Consider the following 16,414-nt stretch of genomic DNA (forward strand, 5'->3'; position numbering starts at 1 on the left):
CATGGATGATGTTTCGAAGAAGATAAATGGCTTCGCTGTAGCAGTTTTCACCGCGTCGCTGCTTAGCCTGTTTCATGGCAGCGTTTATGCTAATGAATGCCCATCCGAGGACTTTGCACAGTTCCTTCCGGCGTTTTCTGCGGACGCAAAAACCCAGCAGCGCCTCACTGCCATGACAGTGAAGTCGCTCGTTTTAAAGCCCGCGGGAGAGAGCGGTAATTTTGAGCCGCAAACGAGGGGAGTCAACAGCTCCACATTGGCATTTCCACTGATGGCACCCATAGCCACAGATAAGACAAAAGGTGTCGAAGTCGAAGAGGTCGACGCCACTCACTTCAATGTTGTGGATAAACGTGCGGGCAACAGCAACATCAAAATCTTCAACTTTTCTCGCCAGGCGTGCTGGGTGCTTGTGGGGGTTGAAGATTGGTCGATCAGTGAGAAAGACCTGGTTGTGGCGAGTAAGCCGAGTATGAGCAAGGCGGAGAATTTCTGCTTTCAGCGTGCGGAGGTCTACGGGGGACTAGGGGGGCTGGAGCAATACCGGTTGACGGGCGAATTTTTTGAGGCCTCGCTGGAAAACTATCTGTGTGCGGCGGCTTCAGGGGATCCTCAATCCAGCTTGAATGCTGCCAGTTTGAGTCTTTCGGGGATGGCCCCGCAGTTGGAGACGGAGAAGGTTGAGGCGCTTTTTAAAGCGGCAGCGACCACTCTTGCTGATGGGGCCGCCTCACTATCCACGTTTTATTGTTACGGAAACAACCCTGCGGCTGAAGGCCCTTGCCAGCATCCTGAACAATCTGAAAAGGAGCTCATTCGCGCAGCCTCAATGGGCTCTGCGAGCGCAATGAATTACTTGGGTTACTCCTTTGAAGAAGGAAGGCTTGTTACTAAAGATATGTCGAGAGCTCTGGCGTGCTATCGGCTAGCTGCCGATCAGGGTAACGACACCGCCATCAGAAACGTGAAACGTTTGAGTACGCAAAACGCTGATGCTACCAAAGCCAGCTATTGCTATTAATTTGCAGGAAGCAGAAATGACCGAACCACTTGATTTAAGAAACCAGTACACCGGCGGTGATTACGTATACCTGATGGGTGGTGATGGCCAGCAAACAAACGCTGCGGGAAAAAAGCTGATTGATTGTTCACATATGGTGAACCTGTTGCTCACTGGCGCGGGGTACCAAATTCCGTATGAGGAGACGAGAACGATGAATGTCTCCTCCTATTACACGGAGGTGGCTCCAGCAGAGGTCAAGAAGGGCGATATCGCCCTTTGGATCGATATTCTTCCCCTTAGGGGCACCCGTCGTTTGTTTCATACCGGCATCGTAATGGATTTCAACCCGGCTACTAGCGGCGGCAAAATCTTTGGTGCTCAAACCACGAACGGGCCTTCGGAGGCTTTTTTCGGTGATAACCCTCCGGCGCATTACTGGCCTGTACCGACAAAGTTCTTGAGAGCAAAAGAGCAATATAGGTCGGGTGCGGCACCAGCGGCCGCTCCCGCACCGACTCCTGCTCCTGCGTCGGCAGTTCCAGCGCCCCTTATGAACTTCCAATATCCGTTCCGTAAGGCTGACGGTAAACAGTTCACCGATGCAGAAGATGTCTACAAAGCTCTCGAAAATGAAAAGTCAGGCCATTACCTGTTGGGTAGCAATAAGTTTTGGCATGGAGGCATCCACATCAGCGATGCAAGTGCCCCACAGTGTGTCCTGAATGAGCCGATACGCTGCATGGCCGATGGCGAAGTTGTTGCTTATCGCCTTAACGAGGATTATCTGGAATCGACCTTCGGAGACAACGAGAAAAAATTGAAGTACTCCAACTCCTTCTGCCTAGTGCGCCATGAATACAAGTCGGCGCCAAACTCGGAAGAAGGGCCGAATAAAGGTAAGCAAAACAAGCTGAATTTCTACAGTCTGTATATGCATTTGCTGCCTTATAAACGCTATCCGTTATCCCCGGGTGAAACGCCAAAACCGAAGGTGACCATGAAGGTCGGGGACTTCAAGGCCTATGACCAGGCGCCCTTGTCGAGTGACATAACCTCTCCCGGAAAAATGACTAACGGCACCAAGCTTGAAGTTCTTGAGCAGAAGGACGTCAACAACATCACCTACGCCAAAGGCAAAATTCTTTCCGGCAGCGTGAAGGCTGGTTCGCACAAAGTTCGCGACGTAGGTACTGAAATTTGGTTTGCCTATTTGAAGGATGGCGAGCCATACAAAAACACACAACATCGTCGTATTTGGACGGCAGACGCCATACCAGAACGCGCAAGGCCAAATTACTGGCAAGGAAAGGTTAAAGCCAGGGCGTCTAAACGTCTGCCACTACATCAGAATCCGGCGAATCCAACAAACGGACAACCTGCCGGTGCACCCATCGATGGTGGCCTGGAGTTGGCTGTCAATAGTGTTATCGAGTTCAATAGCAAAGAAGTCGTTAACCTTGTGGCTGGCAACAAATTGCGGCGCATGGCCTTATGCACACTGGTGTCTGGCGGAGTATGGCAGCCAACGGGAAATGCACCGCCAACATTCTGGACAACCGTCGAAAACGATCCAGCAAGTCAGTATGTGCAGTGGGAGACGGTGACTCCTACGGACTTTGATAGCGTTGTATCAACCAGTACCGGCATCAAGGCTGGCGATCCGATTGGATACTTGGGACAGACGGAAAATCTCACTAGCGAGCAAGGCGCGTCGGACAGCACGTTTCAGGTTCATGTCGAAATATTCACCACCGAAGCGGAAGTGAAAGATTTCCTCAAAAACATCGCTGGCCTTAAAACAGGTAAGCAGTATCTTCAATTGCCGGCCGGAACGGAGCTTAAGAAAGTAGCTCCGGCGACCGGCACGACAACGCTAAAGCTCGACCACGCCGTCGACCTCGGCAAGGCCCCCGTGATCAAGATCGGTACGGAAGACTGGTATAACGTCAGCGTCAGTGACGACGGTCAGTCGGTCAGCGGGTTGGTAAAAAAAACGGGCGCGACCATCATCACCCCACACGACTGGGAAACGCTCGGGTTTCAGATTGTTGAAGAAAAAAATACTACGGCGGATGGTTTTCTTGATCCCGAAGACTTGCCCCAGTTTTTCAAAGACTTGTTCGCTAAAGTTGATACAAACCACGATGGTCAAGTCGAGTCAGCTGAGCTCGCGAATGCGTTGAAAAATGCTGAAACACGTTCATGTTGGTCGAAGCTGGTCGCTTATCATCCGACCGAGTGGAAGGACAAAGCGGACTCTGCAAAGTGGAGTAAGTTGAATCAGTTATTGGAATCGTCCCCGAAGGCGTTGGCGCATGAAAAAGAGCGTATTAGCAGCTACGTTTTTTGGGAAGAGCTTACCGGGAAAGCGGCCATTGAATCAGGTTTAATTTATCATTTTCATCCCATATGTTTTATCGAAAACTCCCTTGCTATGGATGATGATAATGATTTGAAGTGGCTCAAAGTCGAAAGAGGCCAGCTGACATTTGACGTGGAGGGAAATGATCTGGAGGATCCGGCGAATCCACTGCATATGTATTTCAGTCGAAAGGTCCATTGGCCTGGGGGCGTTTCCGGGATAACGATTGGGAGAGGCTACGACCTCGGTCAGAGACCTAATCCTGAAAGTGATCTTGCCGCTGTAGGTATTAGTGAACCATTGCTGGGTTGGCTATTGGGAGCAAAAGGCTTAAGTGGTAATGCTGCAAGAAATTATCTGCAGAGCGCGAGTCCAGAAATCAGAAAAATATTCATAACACGGAAGCAGCAGTATCAATTGTTCGTACCAATTTACGAGTTCATGAAGAGCGAAGTTATTAGGATATCGGATAAGTCCGATGCTATTAACCTTTACGGTCGTTTGAACTGGGATTCGACAAATCCAAAAATTCAGGATATGGCAATCGATTTGATTTATCGAGGTGACTACACTGGCGATTCGAGGGCTCTTATTCAAAGGCATATGACTGACAATAATTTGTCTGCATTTTCAGGTGTAATAGGCGATCGTTCAAAATGGGGCAATGTGCCTGAAGATCGGTTCAATAGACGTGTTGATTATCTTAGGTGATTTATGAAGTTTTCGAAGTGGATACCGTTATTTTGTGCTTTTTACATGGGGCACGCAGCGGCGGAAATACCAGATATCGGCCCGGTCTCAGAGGTCGGAGCCGGTCGTGTTGGCGATAATGTCGTCAGATATGTAAAAATATTTGGTAAAAGCTGTCTTGAAGTTCAGGTGATTAGCCCTGAGAAAAATTGGAAAGTTTTGTCTTCTTCGAATTTTTGTACCTTTGAAGGTAAAAAATTTGGTTCGGATTTTGCCGATGCTGGTTTCGAAGATATTTCGGTGAAAGCTGACGGTATCCATTTGACACTGAGTCTTACCCCTCTGCAGCCAACCGGTGAGCAGCGCAGAAGCTGCGTCATTCCTGTCGTGGCGACGGTGATTAAAGATCTGAGCTGTTCCGAAGCAGGGAAATAACCGAGTGGAGTCGGATTAGTTTAGCTGTCTTCATCTCTTATGAGGACGAGCATCAAATTAATCCGTCTCCTTGATTGAATGTGAGTCTGGTGAATAAAAATTACTCTTTTAGATTGAGGGTTATGTGGTCGCGGTCGGGTAGTTTTGACTGTTTTATTAGTTGTGTTTTCGAACTATAAATTAATTTGTTCGATATTCTATAAGTGTCTGCATCAATAAAAGGAAGTAGTATTGAGTAAGTTGTTTTGGTTGGGGGTGTTCTTATGTCCTTCGATTGTGGCCGCTGAACCGATTTTTCACAACCTGCAATCGTGTACGCAGGATGGCAATGTCACGATTAATTGCTCGGTGGTGCTAGATAGTAATGGTTTTATATTGGATGCCGGGTCCGGCAAGATGCTATCTGACACGGCGGAGCCGACTGGAGCTTTCAATTCGTTTGAACTCTATCGGGATGGCAGTCAATACATTCTGGCTAATGAAAATATTTCCAGGGCTCGGTCCCGTCGCTGGGTGGTGTTTGGATACGAGGGTGGAAAGATTGATCTACAGAGGATTTACATCTTCTCATTAGATACCGCCAAACAGTCAGGGCCTTACTGGCACGGCTACGATTGCCGACCTGACTTCAAATTATTTACTCCGCGAAGTGGCGTGCCTTTCAGCGAATCAGCTATGCAGGCACTGTGTGGAGATGTTGAAGGTAACGTGGTAGTGGTGCCGAAAGCCCCAGCCATCTCCGTCCCCTCCAAATCCTTGGCTGTAAGTGTTCCCGTGTATAGAGCCGGAACCCGTGTCGGGGCTGCAACTTACCTATTTGCTGGAAGTGATGAGCCGAATCTGCTGGCGCTGGCCTGCCTGTCCAATTGCGTTTCCAGCACCTCGGAAAAGGCTAAGCTTCCTGCGGGGAATGCTTCATCTGCTTCAAGTGTATCCGCTATCGCAAAGGAAACCTGCAACCCTGACAGCTTTACCAATCCCGATTTGATCATTTGCGGCCAGCAAAGCTTCGAAAAAGTCGACGCTGTGTTGAATGAGCAATACAAGAAAACCCTGGCCAGCTTGTCTCCCGCAGACAGGAAGCAACTCACCGATGTGCAAAGAAGATGGGTGCGCTTCAAGGAAGCGTATTGCGAGGATCTGTATCAAGCGGTTTTGCCGGGAGCGGAGGCGCCCATCGATAAGCTTACGTGCTTGGCGCAGACAACCACTGCCCGGTTGGGTGAGCTCATTTATCTACAGACAGGTATGCCGAATGATGGCTTTTACAAAGCTGCTTCGTTGATGGCAGGGCAGGATCGCGAAAGCGGTCTGAAGGCCTCGATCAATCTGCTCGGAGGGGGTGACTTCGACGATCCGGTTTGGAAGCAGTATGCGGACGGACAGTGCGAGATGAGTTTTCGTTTGTTTCGTGAAGACCTCGCTTATTGCGCTGTGCGGATGCGTTTTCAGTTACCCATGAACCGTTAAAGGAATGGAATCTATGAGTTGGTGTCTCAGGGCGCTCAGATGGCCTCCGACTCTTTTTTGGAAACCGAATGGAAGTGAGAGTAGGGCGAGCACATGCGATTCAAGTATTTAGCCATTTCATTGCTCGGCCTGCTGTGGACGGCACCGGTATTTGCCGAGGCAACCACTTTCAGCCCAACCAAAAACGTCGAAGCGACGCTCGTGCTGGAAGGCTCAATGTTAACGGTCGCTGTTAAAAGCGATACCCAAAGCGAATCTCGGACAATCGATTTTCAAGCTGAAAACGAACTGCATGTGCAAATAGTGCGGATTCCACGCCATTCGGACACTCAGCCCACGCTGATCCGGACACCTGTTCCACGATCATTCGGACAGGCAGTCGGAGCGCAGCGACGCAGGGGTGGCATTGTTAGTCTGAGGTGCCCGGCGTCGTCAATTTCTGCGTCCGTTTGCGCATTGATTCACCCTCCAGATTGATCCGATAAGCGTTGTGCACCAGGCGGTCGAGGATGGCATCGGCCAGGGTCGGATCGCCGATCAGTTCGTGCCAGTTGTCCACCGGCATCTGGCTGGTGACGATGGTCGAGCGCTGGCCGTAACGGTCGTCCAGTAGCTCCAGCATGTCGCGCCGTTGCTCGCCGGTGAACGGGGCCAGGCCCCAGTCGTCGAGGATCAGCAGGTCGGTCTTGGCGTAGCTGCTCATCAGCTTGGCGAAGCGGCCGTCGCCATGGGCCAGACCCAGTTCTTCCAGCAAACGTGGCAGGCGCAGGTAGCGCACGCTGTAGCCCTCCCGGCAGGCCTGGTGGGCCAGGGCGCAGGCCAGCCAGGTTTTACCCACGCCGGTGGGCCCGTTGATGATCAGGTTGAGTCCGTCGCGTAACCACTGACCGCTGCTCAGCTGGAGGATCAGCGCCTTGTCGAGTCCGCGCGGGCTGCGGTAGTCGATGTCTTCGAGGCAGGCGTTGTGCTTGAGCCGGGCCTGACGCAGGCGGCTGCTGAGGCGCTTGTCGTCGCGTTCGGTCAGTTCGCGGTCGACCAGCAGGCCGAGGCGTTCCACGAAGCTCAGGCTGTCGATGTCGGGGGTTTTCAGTTGCTCGGCGAGTGCCTTGAGCATGCCGGTCAGGCGCAGGGTCTGGAGCTTGTCCAGGGTCGGATGGGGCAGCATGGTGGGATTCCTTGTGTTCAGTGGTAGTAGCCGGGGCCGCGCAGATTGGCGTGGTCGTCCGGCAGCAGGGGCAGGTTGGCTTGAGCCAACGGCAGGCTTTCCAAACCCTGGCGCAGGATCGATTCGAGGCTCTTGTAGCTGCACGCACCGAGGCTGAGGGCGCGACGGCAGGCCAACTCCAAGCGCACTTCGCCATGGGTCTTGCCCAGGCGCAGGATGCCCAGGCAGGCCCGGTAGCCTTGGGTTGGGTGGATGCGCCGTTCGAGGATGTGGCTGATCACGCCGGCCGTGTTCGGCCCGGTCTGCTCAGCCCAGCGGATCAGCCGTTGTGGCGTCCACTCGGCGTGCTCGCGATGGCTCTTGGGCATGTGCTCGGCCTGTGTGCTGTGCCGGCCCTTGTGCGGTGAGCGAAGGTGGCTGGCCACCCGCTGATTGGCGTGGAAGCACTCCACCGTGCGCGCTGTCAGGCGTACTTCCAGTTGTTTCTTCACCAGTTGGTACGGCACCGAGTAGTAGTGCCCATCAACCTCGACGTGGTAGTCGATGTGCACACGCGCCTTCTTCCACTCGGCATACACGTAGGGTTGCTCCGGCAGCGGCCGCAGCACCGGACGATCCAGGGCTTCGAAGGCCGAGTGCCGGGAGCCCGGCAGCTTGCGAAACGGTCGTCGGTTGAGGCGCTCCAGCAATAAGGCGATGGCGCTGTTGAGTTCGTTCAAGGAGAAGAACTGGCGGTTCCTCAGCGCGGCGAGGATCCAGCGCTCGACCACCTGCACGCCGACCTCGGCCTTAGCCTTGTCGCGCGGCTTACGCGCCCGCGCCGGCACCACCGCCACGCCATAGTGCTCGGCCAGATCGCGGTAGCTCGGGTTGATGTCCGGCTCGTAGCGATGGCTCTTACTCACCGCGCTGCGCAGGTTGTCCGGCACCACGATCTCCGGCACGCCCCCGAGGAAGGCGAAGCAGCGGGTATGCGAGCCCAGCCAGTCCGGCAACTGCTGCGACCAGGTGGCTTCGGCGAAGGTGTAGCTGGAGGCGCCGAGCACCGCGACGAACACCTGCGCCTGGCGGATCTCGCCGCTGTGCCGGTCGATCACCGGCACCGTCTGCCCGGCGTAGTCGACGAACAACTTCTCGCCGACGCGATGTTCCTGGCGCATCACCACGTCCAGCTTGCCCTGCCAGGCCCGGTAGTGCTCGCAGAACCAGCTGTACTGAAAACCCTGCGGCTGGCTCAGGCGATACTCCTGCCAGAGCAGCGCCAGGGTCACGCCGGGGCGACGCAGCTCGGCGTGCACCCAAGACCAATCAGGCAGTGGCCGCTGCTCACTGGGCACCGCAGGGGCCAGTGGGAACAGTTGCTGTTCCAGTTCGGAATCGGACAACGAGCAGGGCCAGGCTAGACCGCTGGCGGCAAAGCGACAGAGGTAATCACCGGCACTGCTGTGGCCTATGCCCAGACTGCGGGAGATCTTACGGACAGACAGCCCGCAATCGAACTTGAGGCGCAACACCTCACGGATTTTACGCATGGACAAACGCTCCACGACGACCTCTCTGCTTCGAAAAAGAGGTCGATGGTAGTGAATAAATCCTGCGTAGCTGCCTGCCTGGAAAGTGTCCGGATGGCCGTGGAATCGGTGTCCGGATGCTCGTGGAATGAGTGTCCGGATCAGCGTGGAATCACTGTCCGGATGTGCGTGGAATGGGTGTCCGAGTCAGCGTGGAATCCGCACAAATAGACGATTTCAATTTCGACGGTGCAAAGGATTTTGCGGTCTGGCAGATCGATGACGGAATGGGCACCTACACCATTCACAGGATTTTTGTTTACCAGCCCGAAGCAGGTTTTTTCAAGGAGCTGACTCCAGCTTGTGGCGACGATTTCTCCAATCTGCGGGTAGAGCGCGACAAGAGAGCTCTGCTTAGCACCTACTGGGAAATGAATGAGCCAAAGCTTTGTGTCACCGATCTCTCCCCTGATTCGGTTGCTCGGATTTCATCTGAATAGATCAAGGATAGAAGACAGTGAAACGCTTTTTTTTCAGCATTCTTTGTGCGCTGACTTTCCAGGCCGCTCTGCCGGTTTCAACGGCGTTTGCTCAGGATGAGTGCAACGAGATCATGACAAGCCTACAAATTGATAAGTGCTCTGAAGCGTCGAAGGCTGGTGCTGATTCACAGTTGAATACGAGTTATCACCAACTGCTGGCGCGGCTCGAAACCCAATATCAAGCCAATCCCGAATTGGGGGAGGCGTATGCGGTGACGGTGAAGGAGTCGCAGCGTGCGTGGATTAAGCTGCGTGATGCGAATTGCCATCTTGAGGCGTTTGAGATTGAGCCCGGCAAGCCTGCTTATGTCACGACAGTGAACAGTTGCATCACGGGAATGAGCCGAGAGCGTTCGGTTTATCTGGACAAGATTGCACCTGACATTTCGGCTGGTTCAGACGCTCAAACTGCTGACGTTGTCTGCCCATCCTCTGACTTCAACACTTTTCTCGCTTCCTTCTCTGAGAGTGCGGCCATTCAAAAGGTCTTCGTCCAACGGCCCCTAACTTTTGTGGTGACGGTGAATGCTGAGCCGGAGCCGCGACAAGAAAAGCGTTCGCTGAAGGACGATCAGATCAAGTTTCCACTCGTGCCTGAGCGTGCGAAGCGAGAGGCTGAAGGTTTGATGCTAACCGTCAAAGAGCAGAGAGGGGATAAGGCGACGGCCATTTTGCAAAAGCCTGATACGGACTACGTGGTTGAGTATCGCTTCGTGCGTGGGCAATGTTGGATGCTTACTGAAGTCTCGGATTTCGCACTGTAGAAATCTTTAGGAGCGCGCCAATGTTGGCGCGCTCCTTGTTCCTGCTTACACCTTCCCCCGATGCTCCGCCGGATTGGGCGAATCAATGTGATCCAGCGCTCGCTCCACCAACAACCGGACCCCATCCGCCAATCTGCTTAGCGCCAAGGCTAAGGAGCGTCGTGCTCCGTCCACGTCGTCGGCCAGGTTGGCGGCGATGGCGCTGATGGATAGCAGGTCTTCCGAGGCGTTGGCCAGGAGGGCTTCGGTGTCGATGTCGGGGGAGACGGCGAAGAGGTTGCCTTTGCGAGGCTTGGGTTTGTCGCCGGGTGGTGGGGCGAAATGGTGGTTGAGGGCGTGTTCGGCGGCTTCGTGGAGTTTCTTCGAATCGAGGGATTCGTAGGGGGAGGTGGCTTCGTTTGCTGGTGGATTCGGTGTTGGCTTGATCATTAGTAATTTCCGATATGTGTTTTAGATGTAGCTGTCTCCTCTTCGCTTGCATTCGAATAAGGGTGGCAGCCGTGCGCAGGTGTGCAAGACCGGGCATATCGGACCCCGGCAGACCCCAAAGGGACCTCCCACGCACAGCCGCCATGAAGCATTTACATCGAGCAGAAAGACGCTTGATGTTCGGTTTGGCGACCGTGCGGCGATATGTACCGGACTTGCACGTCCGTGTCACCGATTTTGCGGTAACGAACAAAGACTATCGGCGAAGCCAAAGGCTGCCTAGTTCACGAACAGCACCACGTATTGAAGGAAAAATCCGATGGAGTCGAGCGTAGAAAGCTCAAAATTTCCACGCTTTTAAACACCCTCGTTTCGTCAATGACTTGGTAGTCATCAGCGTCAAAAACCACGGCATCTTCTTCTATCGCTGCACAACAGTGGCGTTCTCGCTTGAAGCCGCTACACTGCGCCGGCCGTTCACTTTTCTCTTGAGGCTGTGCGCATGAAATTTCGTTTTCTACTGTGGATGCTGGGTTTGTTGATGGGTAAGGCCAGTCGGACTAATCCTGCGTTTCAGCAGCAGTTGGGTGACAAGGAATTGGTGTTCCAGCTACAGACCCTGGACGGGAAGGTGGCGCGGCATTTCTTTGTGAAGGATCAGCGCATTACCAGCAAGTCGGGCGTGTATGCCGAGCCGGCGTTTGCGATTGCCTTTAAAGACGCGGCGTATGGATTTGCCACGATGCAGGCGAAGAACAAGCAGTTGGCGTTTATGACGGGGATTCAGGACAAATCGATTCAGATCAAGGGCAATCCGGCGTTGGTGATCTGGTTTCAGGGGTTGACCAAGTATTTGAAGCCGAAAAAGAAGCCTGCTGCTGTTCGTTGATAAATCCAGTGCTGGCTCGCGCTGTCATCAGTTAGGCTCACGAGGACAATAGAACTGTCAGTTTTTACAGGCGCGATAGGGTGACTGTGAATGCTCTACTCGGGGAGGGAGGTCCATAGCGGACTCCACTCACCTTGATGGAGCAAGATCATGATCCAGCTGAAACCAGCCAACTCAGGAAGCCTCGATCCGACATTTAACGGTTCTGGTGTTTTGGACTTTCCGCTCTCTGAAGTGTACGGATTCCCCGATGCGGTTCTCCCATTGGATGACAACAAAACGCTTGTTGCCATGAGGCCTACAGCATTCAACGTTCCGGTCATAGTTGCGCGGCTGAATGAAGACGGGACGCTGGATCGCTCATTTGGCACTGCGCAGCGTGGCTTTGTTGAAGTGCCTTTCGAAGATAGTGACATCTATGTATTCGGGCTCAGGCCTCTGGCTAACGGTGGGTGGCTGATCGTTGGCCAATACATATCGTTCAGCGGTGGCGGTTTGCTCATCGTGCGGCAGTTTCAGGATGGCCGACTGGATACGTCCTTGAATGGCGATGGAAAACTCTTCATTCCTTATGATGATTTGGGTAGTCCCCAGCACAGTGGGGTGACGCTGGAGGTTGCTGGCCGCCATGGCGAAAAGACGTCGGCAGGACGCTCCCGGGTCTCTGGCCACAGCGGAGTCTCCGTGGTTGAGCAGTCGGATGGCAAGATCGTGCTGGTCAGTTCCGTTATCAACACTTCCGGAAAACCGAAGGGGATTGTGCTGCGGCGTAATTCAGACGGCTCGCCCGATCTGACGTTCGCCGGGACTGGCTCCGCGATTGTCGAACTCCCAGGTGTCGAGCATGAATGGAGCGGTGCCGAAGGTGTTGCGGTTCAGGCAGACGGCCAGATATTGGTGACTGGCATGTACGTGAAACAGGACGAATCCATGGGAGCCTTCGTAACTTGCTTCAACTCACTGGGACAAGTAGACCGCACGTTTAATGGCGGCCTTGCGGTGACCATTCCGAGTCCTCGCTGGATGATGTTGAGCGCCATCACGGTTAGAGAAAGTGACGGCAGGATTGTTGCGGTGGGGAATTCGCGAGAGAAGGACGTTCAAAACGGGGTGATCGTCGTTTTAAACAAGAGTGGGTCCTACAATCTTCCTTTTAACAACGGACGGGCCCTTTTTTCTGAATTGGTGCCGCAGGGGCAGGATTGGGCGCGCTGTGCGTTGCACGCCAATGGATCAATCAGTGTCACCGGAAGCACCGGGCAAGGCTTCGTCTCTGAGGAGATGGCAGTGGTGACGGCGCGTTATCTTTCTGACGGCTCATTGGACATGACATTCAATGCCGGTAAAGGCTTTGCTGTTTTTGACGGTGAGAAAGGGTTTGAGCACGCTTTGGACATGGCATTAATGGCTGATGGACGCATTGTTATTTGCGGAAGCTTGTGGGGAGACGGTGAACCTTTGCCGAGCTTTAAGGGCGGATGGATGTTGCGCTATCTGGCTTGATTCACTCAGATAGACCGAGTTGGATTCCTCGCGGGCAAGCCTCGCTCCTACAGGGATTGCGTGAATCCTGTGGGAGTGGGCTTGCCCGCGATGCTTTTAGGCTTGGCTGAATTGCGAAGCCAGTTCGCGCAGCAGGACTTCGGCTTCGAGGACTTTGCTGACGACGTCGTTGGCTTTGTCGCGAGTCAGGCCTACGCGTTCCAGCAATGCGTCGGGGATGTCTTCGTCCGGACCGGAGCCGATGCCGCGGCTGCGCAGCAGGCGTACGGCCAGGCACACGAGGTTCGGGTATTCAGCGTAGGCACCGTCGTAGCTTGGGTCGTGCTGGAAGCGCAACGCAGTGGCCAGTTCGTCGGGCATGTCCCAGTAGCGCATCAGCCACGAACCAATTTGTTCGCGGCTGATGCCGAGCAGGTGTTGCTCGACGTAGCTGTGGCACAGGTGCGGGTTAACTTCCAGGTGACGGCAGATCAGCGAGAAGTGCGGCGGGAAGACGTGGGCCAGCAGCAGGTAGCCGAAGTTGTGCAGCAGGCCGGCGAGGTAGGTCAGGCCGGCTTCCGGGCGCTGGGCGCGGGGCATGGCGCGGGTCAGGCCTTCGATGACGGCGGCGGTGTAGATCGATTGCTGCCAGTACGGCGTGGTGTGTTGCGGGTGGTCTTTGGGCAGGCTCAGGGTTTTGCCCAGGGCCAGGCCCAGCGCCAGGTTGATCACCAGGTCGAAACCCAGGACGCGCACGATCGCGTCTTCCACTGAACGAATTTTGCCCGGCGAGGCGTAGTACGGCGACGCGGCCCAGCTGACGACTTGGGCGGCCAGCGCCGGGTCGGTTTCGACCACGCCGGTGATGTCGTCGATGGTGGCGTTGGGGTCGACGCGCAGCTTGATGATTTTCTGCGCGGTCTCGGCCAGCGGCGGAATTTCGATGGTGGCTTCCAGGCGTTGCTGGATGCGTCGTGCGGTGAACGCCTGGACGGCCTGGGTGATTTCCTCGCGGTCATCGTCGGGGCGGTCGAGGTTGGGGCGGATGCTGGTCAGGTTCTCGCCGAAGTTGGCGGCGCTGGCCTTGGTCAGCATGCTTTTGAAATCTTCGCTGGTGATTTCCAGCAGCAGGCCCGGCTCGCCCGAGTTGATCAGCAACTTCGGTTCGCGCAGCAGGCTTTCTTCGTACAGGCACGGCGAACTGGTCAGCGCCGGCAGGCCAGGCAGCAGGCTCAGGTTGTGCTTGCCGAGCATTTTCACCAGGCGTTCGGTGGGCACGGCGGTGAGGCGGCGACCGGTCAATTCGGCGAGGCGATTGAGGTCAAGCAACTGGCTTTGCGGGAACAGCACCATCAAGGCACCGACGGCGTCGTCCACCAATACCGCCTGCACTTTGCGCGAGGCGTTGAGGCCGTGGTGATCGAGGACTTCTTCGTAGGCAATGCCCAATTTGCCCAGCAGCAACCGAATAACAGACGGAGCGTGCAGGGGGTCCGGGGCGAGGGCAGCTTCAGTCATGGTCTGTATCCGTATTCAAACAATTGCAGGAGTATAACCAGCTTGTTTAAAAGCATCGTCCACAAACTGCGACGGTGCTCACACTTGGCCGTATTGCTGCCCATGGCGCAGCCAGCGGTCGAGCAGCGGGCTGACGTGATCCGGCCAGCGCTCCAGCAATGCCTGGGCGGCGTCGCGCACGGCGGGCAATAGATCGGCGTCGCGCATCAGGTCGGCGACCTTGAATTGCAGCAGGCCGGTCTGACGAGTGCCGAGCATTTCGCCGGGGCCGCGCAGTTCGAGGTCCTTTTCGGCGATGACAAAACCGTCGTTGGTTTCACGCATGATGCCCAGGCGCTGACGGCCGATCTGCGACAGCGGCGGATGGTAGAGCAGCACGCAATGGCTGGCGGCGCTGCCTCGACCGACGCGGCCGCGCAATTGGTGCAACTGCGCGAGGCCGAGGCGCTCGGGGTTTTCAATGATCATCAGGCTGGCGTTCGGCACATCGACGCCGACTTCGATCACGGTGGTCGCAACCAGCAGCTGCAAATTGCCGGCCTTGAATTCGGCCATGACGGCGGCTTTTTCCGCGGGCTTCATGCGGCCGTGGATCAGGCCGACCTTCAGCTCGCCGAGCGCGGCGGTGAGGTCTTCGTAAGTGGTTTCGGCGGCCTGGCAGGTCAGCTCTTCGGATTCTTCAATCAGCGTGCACACCCAATAGGCCTGACGCCCTTCGGCGCAGGCGCCGCGCACGCGCTCAATGACTTCGACACGCCGGGTATCGGTGACCAATACCGTGTTGACCGGGGTTCGGCCGGGCGGCAGTTCGTCGAGGATCGAGGTGTCGAGGTCGGCGTAGGCGCTCATGGCCAGCGTTCGTGGAATCGGCGTGGCGGTCATGATCAGCTGATGCGGACACATCCGCCCGCCGACGCCTTTCTGCCGCAATGCCAGGCGCTGCTGCACGCCAAAGCGGTGCTGTTCGTCGATGATTGCCAGTGCAAGGTTCTTGAACTGCACTTCCTCCTGGAACAACGCGTGAGTGCCGACCACCATAGGTGCGCCATTGGCGATCTGCTCCAGCGCGGCCACGCGGTTTTTGCCCTTGAGCTTGCCGGCCAGCCACGCGACTTCAATGCCCAGCGGTTCGAGCCAGCGCTTGAAGGTGATGAAGTGCTGCTCGGCGAGGATTTCGGTGGGCGCCATCAAGGCGACCTGGTAACCGGCCTCCAACGCCTGAAGCGCGGCGAGGGCCGCGACCACGGTTTTACCCGCGCCGACGTCGCCCTGAATCAGCCGAAGCATCGGTTCGTGCTGGCTCAGGTCGTAGGCGATTTCGTTGCCGACTCGTTGCTGTGCGCCGGTTGGCGTAAAACCCAGATTGGCCAGGTATTGCGCCGGCAGTTTGGTGGCTTTCGGCATCGCCGGCGCGCGCAGGGAGCGCATGCTTTCGCGCAGACGTTGCTGGGATAGCTGATGGGTCAGCAGTTCTTCAAAGGCCAGACGGTGCTGAGCCCAGTGATGGCCGAGGGCAAGTTCGTCGACATCGGCATCGGCGGGCGGGTGATGCAGGTAGCGGATCGCATCGGCCAGCGGCGCGAGTTGATAGTCCCGGGCCAGTTCGGTCGGCAGCCAGTCGGGCAGGCTGGTCGGGCCGAGCATGGTCAGGGTTTGCATGCACAGTTGGCGCAAGCGCTGCTGGGTCAGGCCTTCGGTGAGCGGGTAGACCGGGGTCAGGGTTTCATCCACCGGCGGTGGCTCGTGGCCGGTGATGGCGCGGTATTCCGGGTGGTAGATTTCCAACCCCGACGCACCGGGCCGGGCTTCGCCGTAGCAGCGAATCCGCGTGCCGCGTTTGAGGCCTTCTTTCTGGGCGTTGCTGAAATGGTAGAAGCGCAGACTGAGCCCGCCGGTGCCGTCCTGCAGACGCACGACGAGGCTGCGGCGACGGCCCATGACCACGTCGGCGCCGCTGACGGTGCCTTCGATCACGGCGTCCTGGCCGGGTCGCAAATGGCCAATCGGGACCACACGGGTGCGGTCCTGATAACGCAGCGGCAGGTGGAACAGCACGTCCTGGAGATTCTCCAGGCCGACCTTGGCCAGTTTCTCGGCCATGGCCTCGCCGACACCCTTGAGTGCCGTGACCGACACTTGCGACAACTCGGTCAT

The 16,414-nt window shown here is 56.0% G+C and carries 13 protein-coding genes; 8 read left to right on the top strand and 5 right to left on the bottom strand.

Going from position 1 to position 16,414, the window contains the following annotated elements; genetic code table 11:
- The first annotated feature begins 1 nt into the window (after position 1).
- The 4 genes from BLU63_RS10965 (at position 2) to BLU63_RS33305 (ending at position 5,960) form a co-directional block, all read left to right on the top strand.
- Entirely contained in the window at positions 2-1,021 is a 1,020-nt protein-coding gene (locus BLU63_RS10965; protein ID WP_083375453.1) for a tetratricopeptide repeat protein, read from the top strand.
- A 16-nt stretch (positions 1,022-1,037) separates the two neighbouring features.
- Positions 1,038-4,076: a hypothetical protein gene (locus tag BLU63_RS10970; RefSeq protein ID WP_231990951.1), complete on the top strand. Its 3,039-nt coding sequence runs from the start codon at positions 1,038-1,040 to the stop codon at positions 4,074-4,076.
- A 3-nt stretch (positions 4,077-4,079) separates the two neighbouring features.
- On the top strand, positions 4,080-4,490 hold the full coding sequence (locus BLU63_RS32710; protein WP_138739042.1) for a hypothetical protein: 411 nt from the start codon (positions 4,080-4,082) through the stop codon (positions 4,488-4,490).
- Between the two features lie 231 nt (positions 4,491-4,721).
- A complete protein-coding gene (locus BLU63_RS33305; protein ID WP_231990952.1) occupies positions 4,722-5,960 on the top strand; it encodes a lysozyme inhibitor LprI family protein in 1,239 nt (412 codons plus the stop codon).
- 409 nt (positions 5,961-6,369) lie between these two features.
- On the opposite strand, the gene istB is transcribed toward BLU63_RS33305, so the two are convergent.
- Together istB and istA are read right to left on the bottom strand one after the other, a co-directional pair.
- Positions 6,370-7,125, bottom strand: coding sequence for an IS21-like element helper ATPase IstB (istB, locus tag BLU63_RS10990; RefSeq protein ID WP_083375454.1), 756 nt, complete (start codon positions 7,123-7,125; stop codon positions 6,370-6,372).
- Between the two features lie 17 nt (positions 7,126-7,142).
- On the bottom strand, positions 7,143-8,657 hold the full coding sequence (istA, locus tag BLU63_RS10995) for an IS21 family transposase (protein WP_038408847.1): 1,515 nt from the start codon (positions 8,655-8,657) through the stop codon (positions 7,143-7,145).
- A 173-nt stretch (positions 8,658-8,830) separates the two neighbouring features.
- Here istA and BLU63_RS11000 point away from each other — a divergent pair, with 173 nt between their 5' ends.
- Both BLU63_RS11000 and BLU63_RS11005 read left to right on the top strand, forming a co-directional pair.
- Complete coding sequence (locus BLU63_RS11000; protein ID WP_231990953.1) at positions 8,831-9,136, top strand: XAC2610-related protein; 306 nt, start codon at positions 8,831-8,833, stop codon at positions 9,134-9,136.
- A gap of 17 nt (positions 9,137-9,153) precedes the next feature.
- Complete coding sequence (locus tag BLU63_RS11005; protein ID WP_231990954.1) at positions 9,154-9,942, top strand: lysozyme inhibitor LprI family protein; 789 nt, start codon at positions 9,154-9,156, stop codon at positions 9,940-9,942.
- Positions 9,943-9,987: 45 nt separating this feature from the next.
- Here the strand turns inward: BLU63_RS11005 and BLU63_RS11010 are convergent, their stop codons facing one another.
- Positions 9,988-10,371 (bottom strand): DUF6124 family protein, encoded by a 384-nt coding sequence (locus BLU63_RS11010; protein WP_083375455.1) that lies wholly within the window; start codon positions 10,369-10,371, stop codon positions 9,988-9,990.
- A gap of 502 nt (positions 10,372-10,873) precedes the next feature.
- Here BLU63_RS11010 and BLU63_RS11015 point away from each other — a divergent pair.
- Entirely contained in the window at positions 10,874-11,260 is a 387-nt protein-coding gene (locus BLU63_RS11015; RefSeq protein ID WP_083375456.1) for a helicase, read from the top strand.
- Between the two features lie 150 nt (positions 11,261-11,410).
- The gene (locus BLU63_RS11020) at positions 11,411-12,763 is read left to right on the top strand and encodes a delta-60 repeat domain-containing protein (RefSeq protein WP_083375457.1); all 1,353 of its coding nucleotides are present in this window, start codon (positions 11,411-11,413) and stop codon (positions 12,761-12,763) included.
- Positions 12,764-12,859: 96 nt separating this feature from the next.
- Here the strand turns inward: BLU63_RS11020 and BLU63_RS11025 are convergent, their stop codons facing one another.
- Both BLU63_RS11025 and recG read right to left on the bottom strand, forming a co-directional pair.
- Complete coding sequence (locus BLU63_RS11025; RefSeq protein ID WP_083375458.1) at positions 12,860-14,260, bottom strand: aminoacyl-tRNA deacylase and HDOD domain-containing protein; 1,401 nt, start codon at positions 14,258-14,260, stop codon at positions 12,860-12,862.
- A gap of 78 nt (positions 14,261-14,338) precedes the next feature.
- The gene (gene recG / locus BLU63_RS11030) at positions 14,339-16,414 is read right to left on the bottom strand and encodes an ATP-dependent DNA helicase RecG (RefSeq protein ID WP_083375459.1); all 2,076 of its coding nucleotides are present in this window, start codon (positions 16,412-16,414) and stop codon (positions 14,339-14,341) included.

The organism is Pseudomonas mandelii (assembly GCF_900106065.1).
GTDB classification, from domain to species: Bacteria; Pseudomonadota; Gammaproteobacteria; order Pseudomonadales; family Pseudomonadaceae; genus Aquipseudomonas; species Aquipseudomonas mandelii.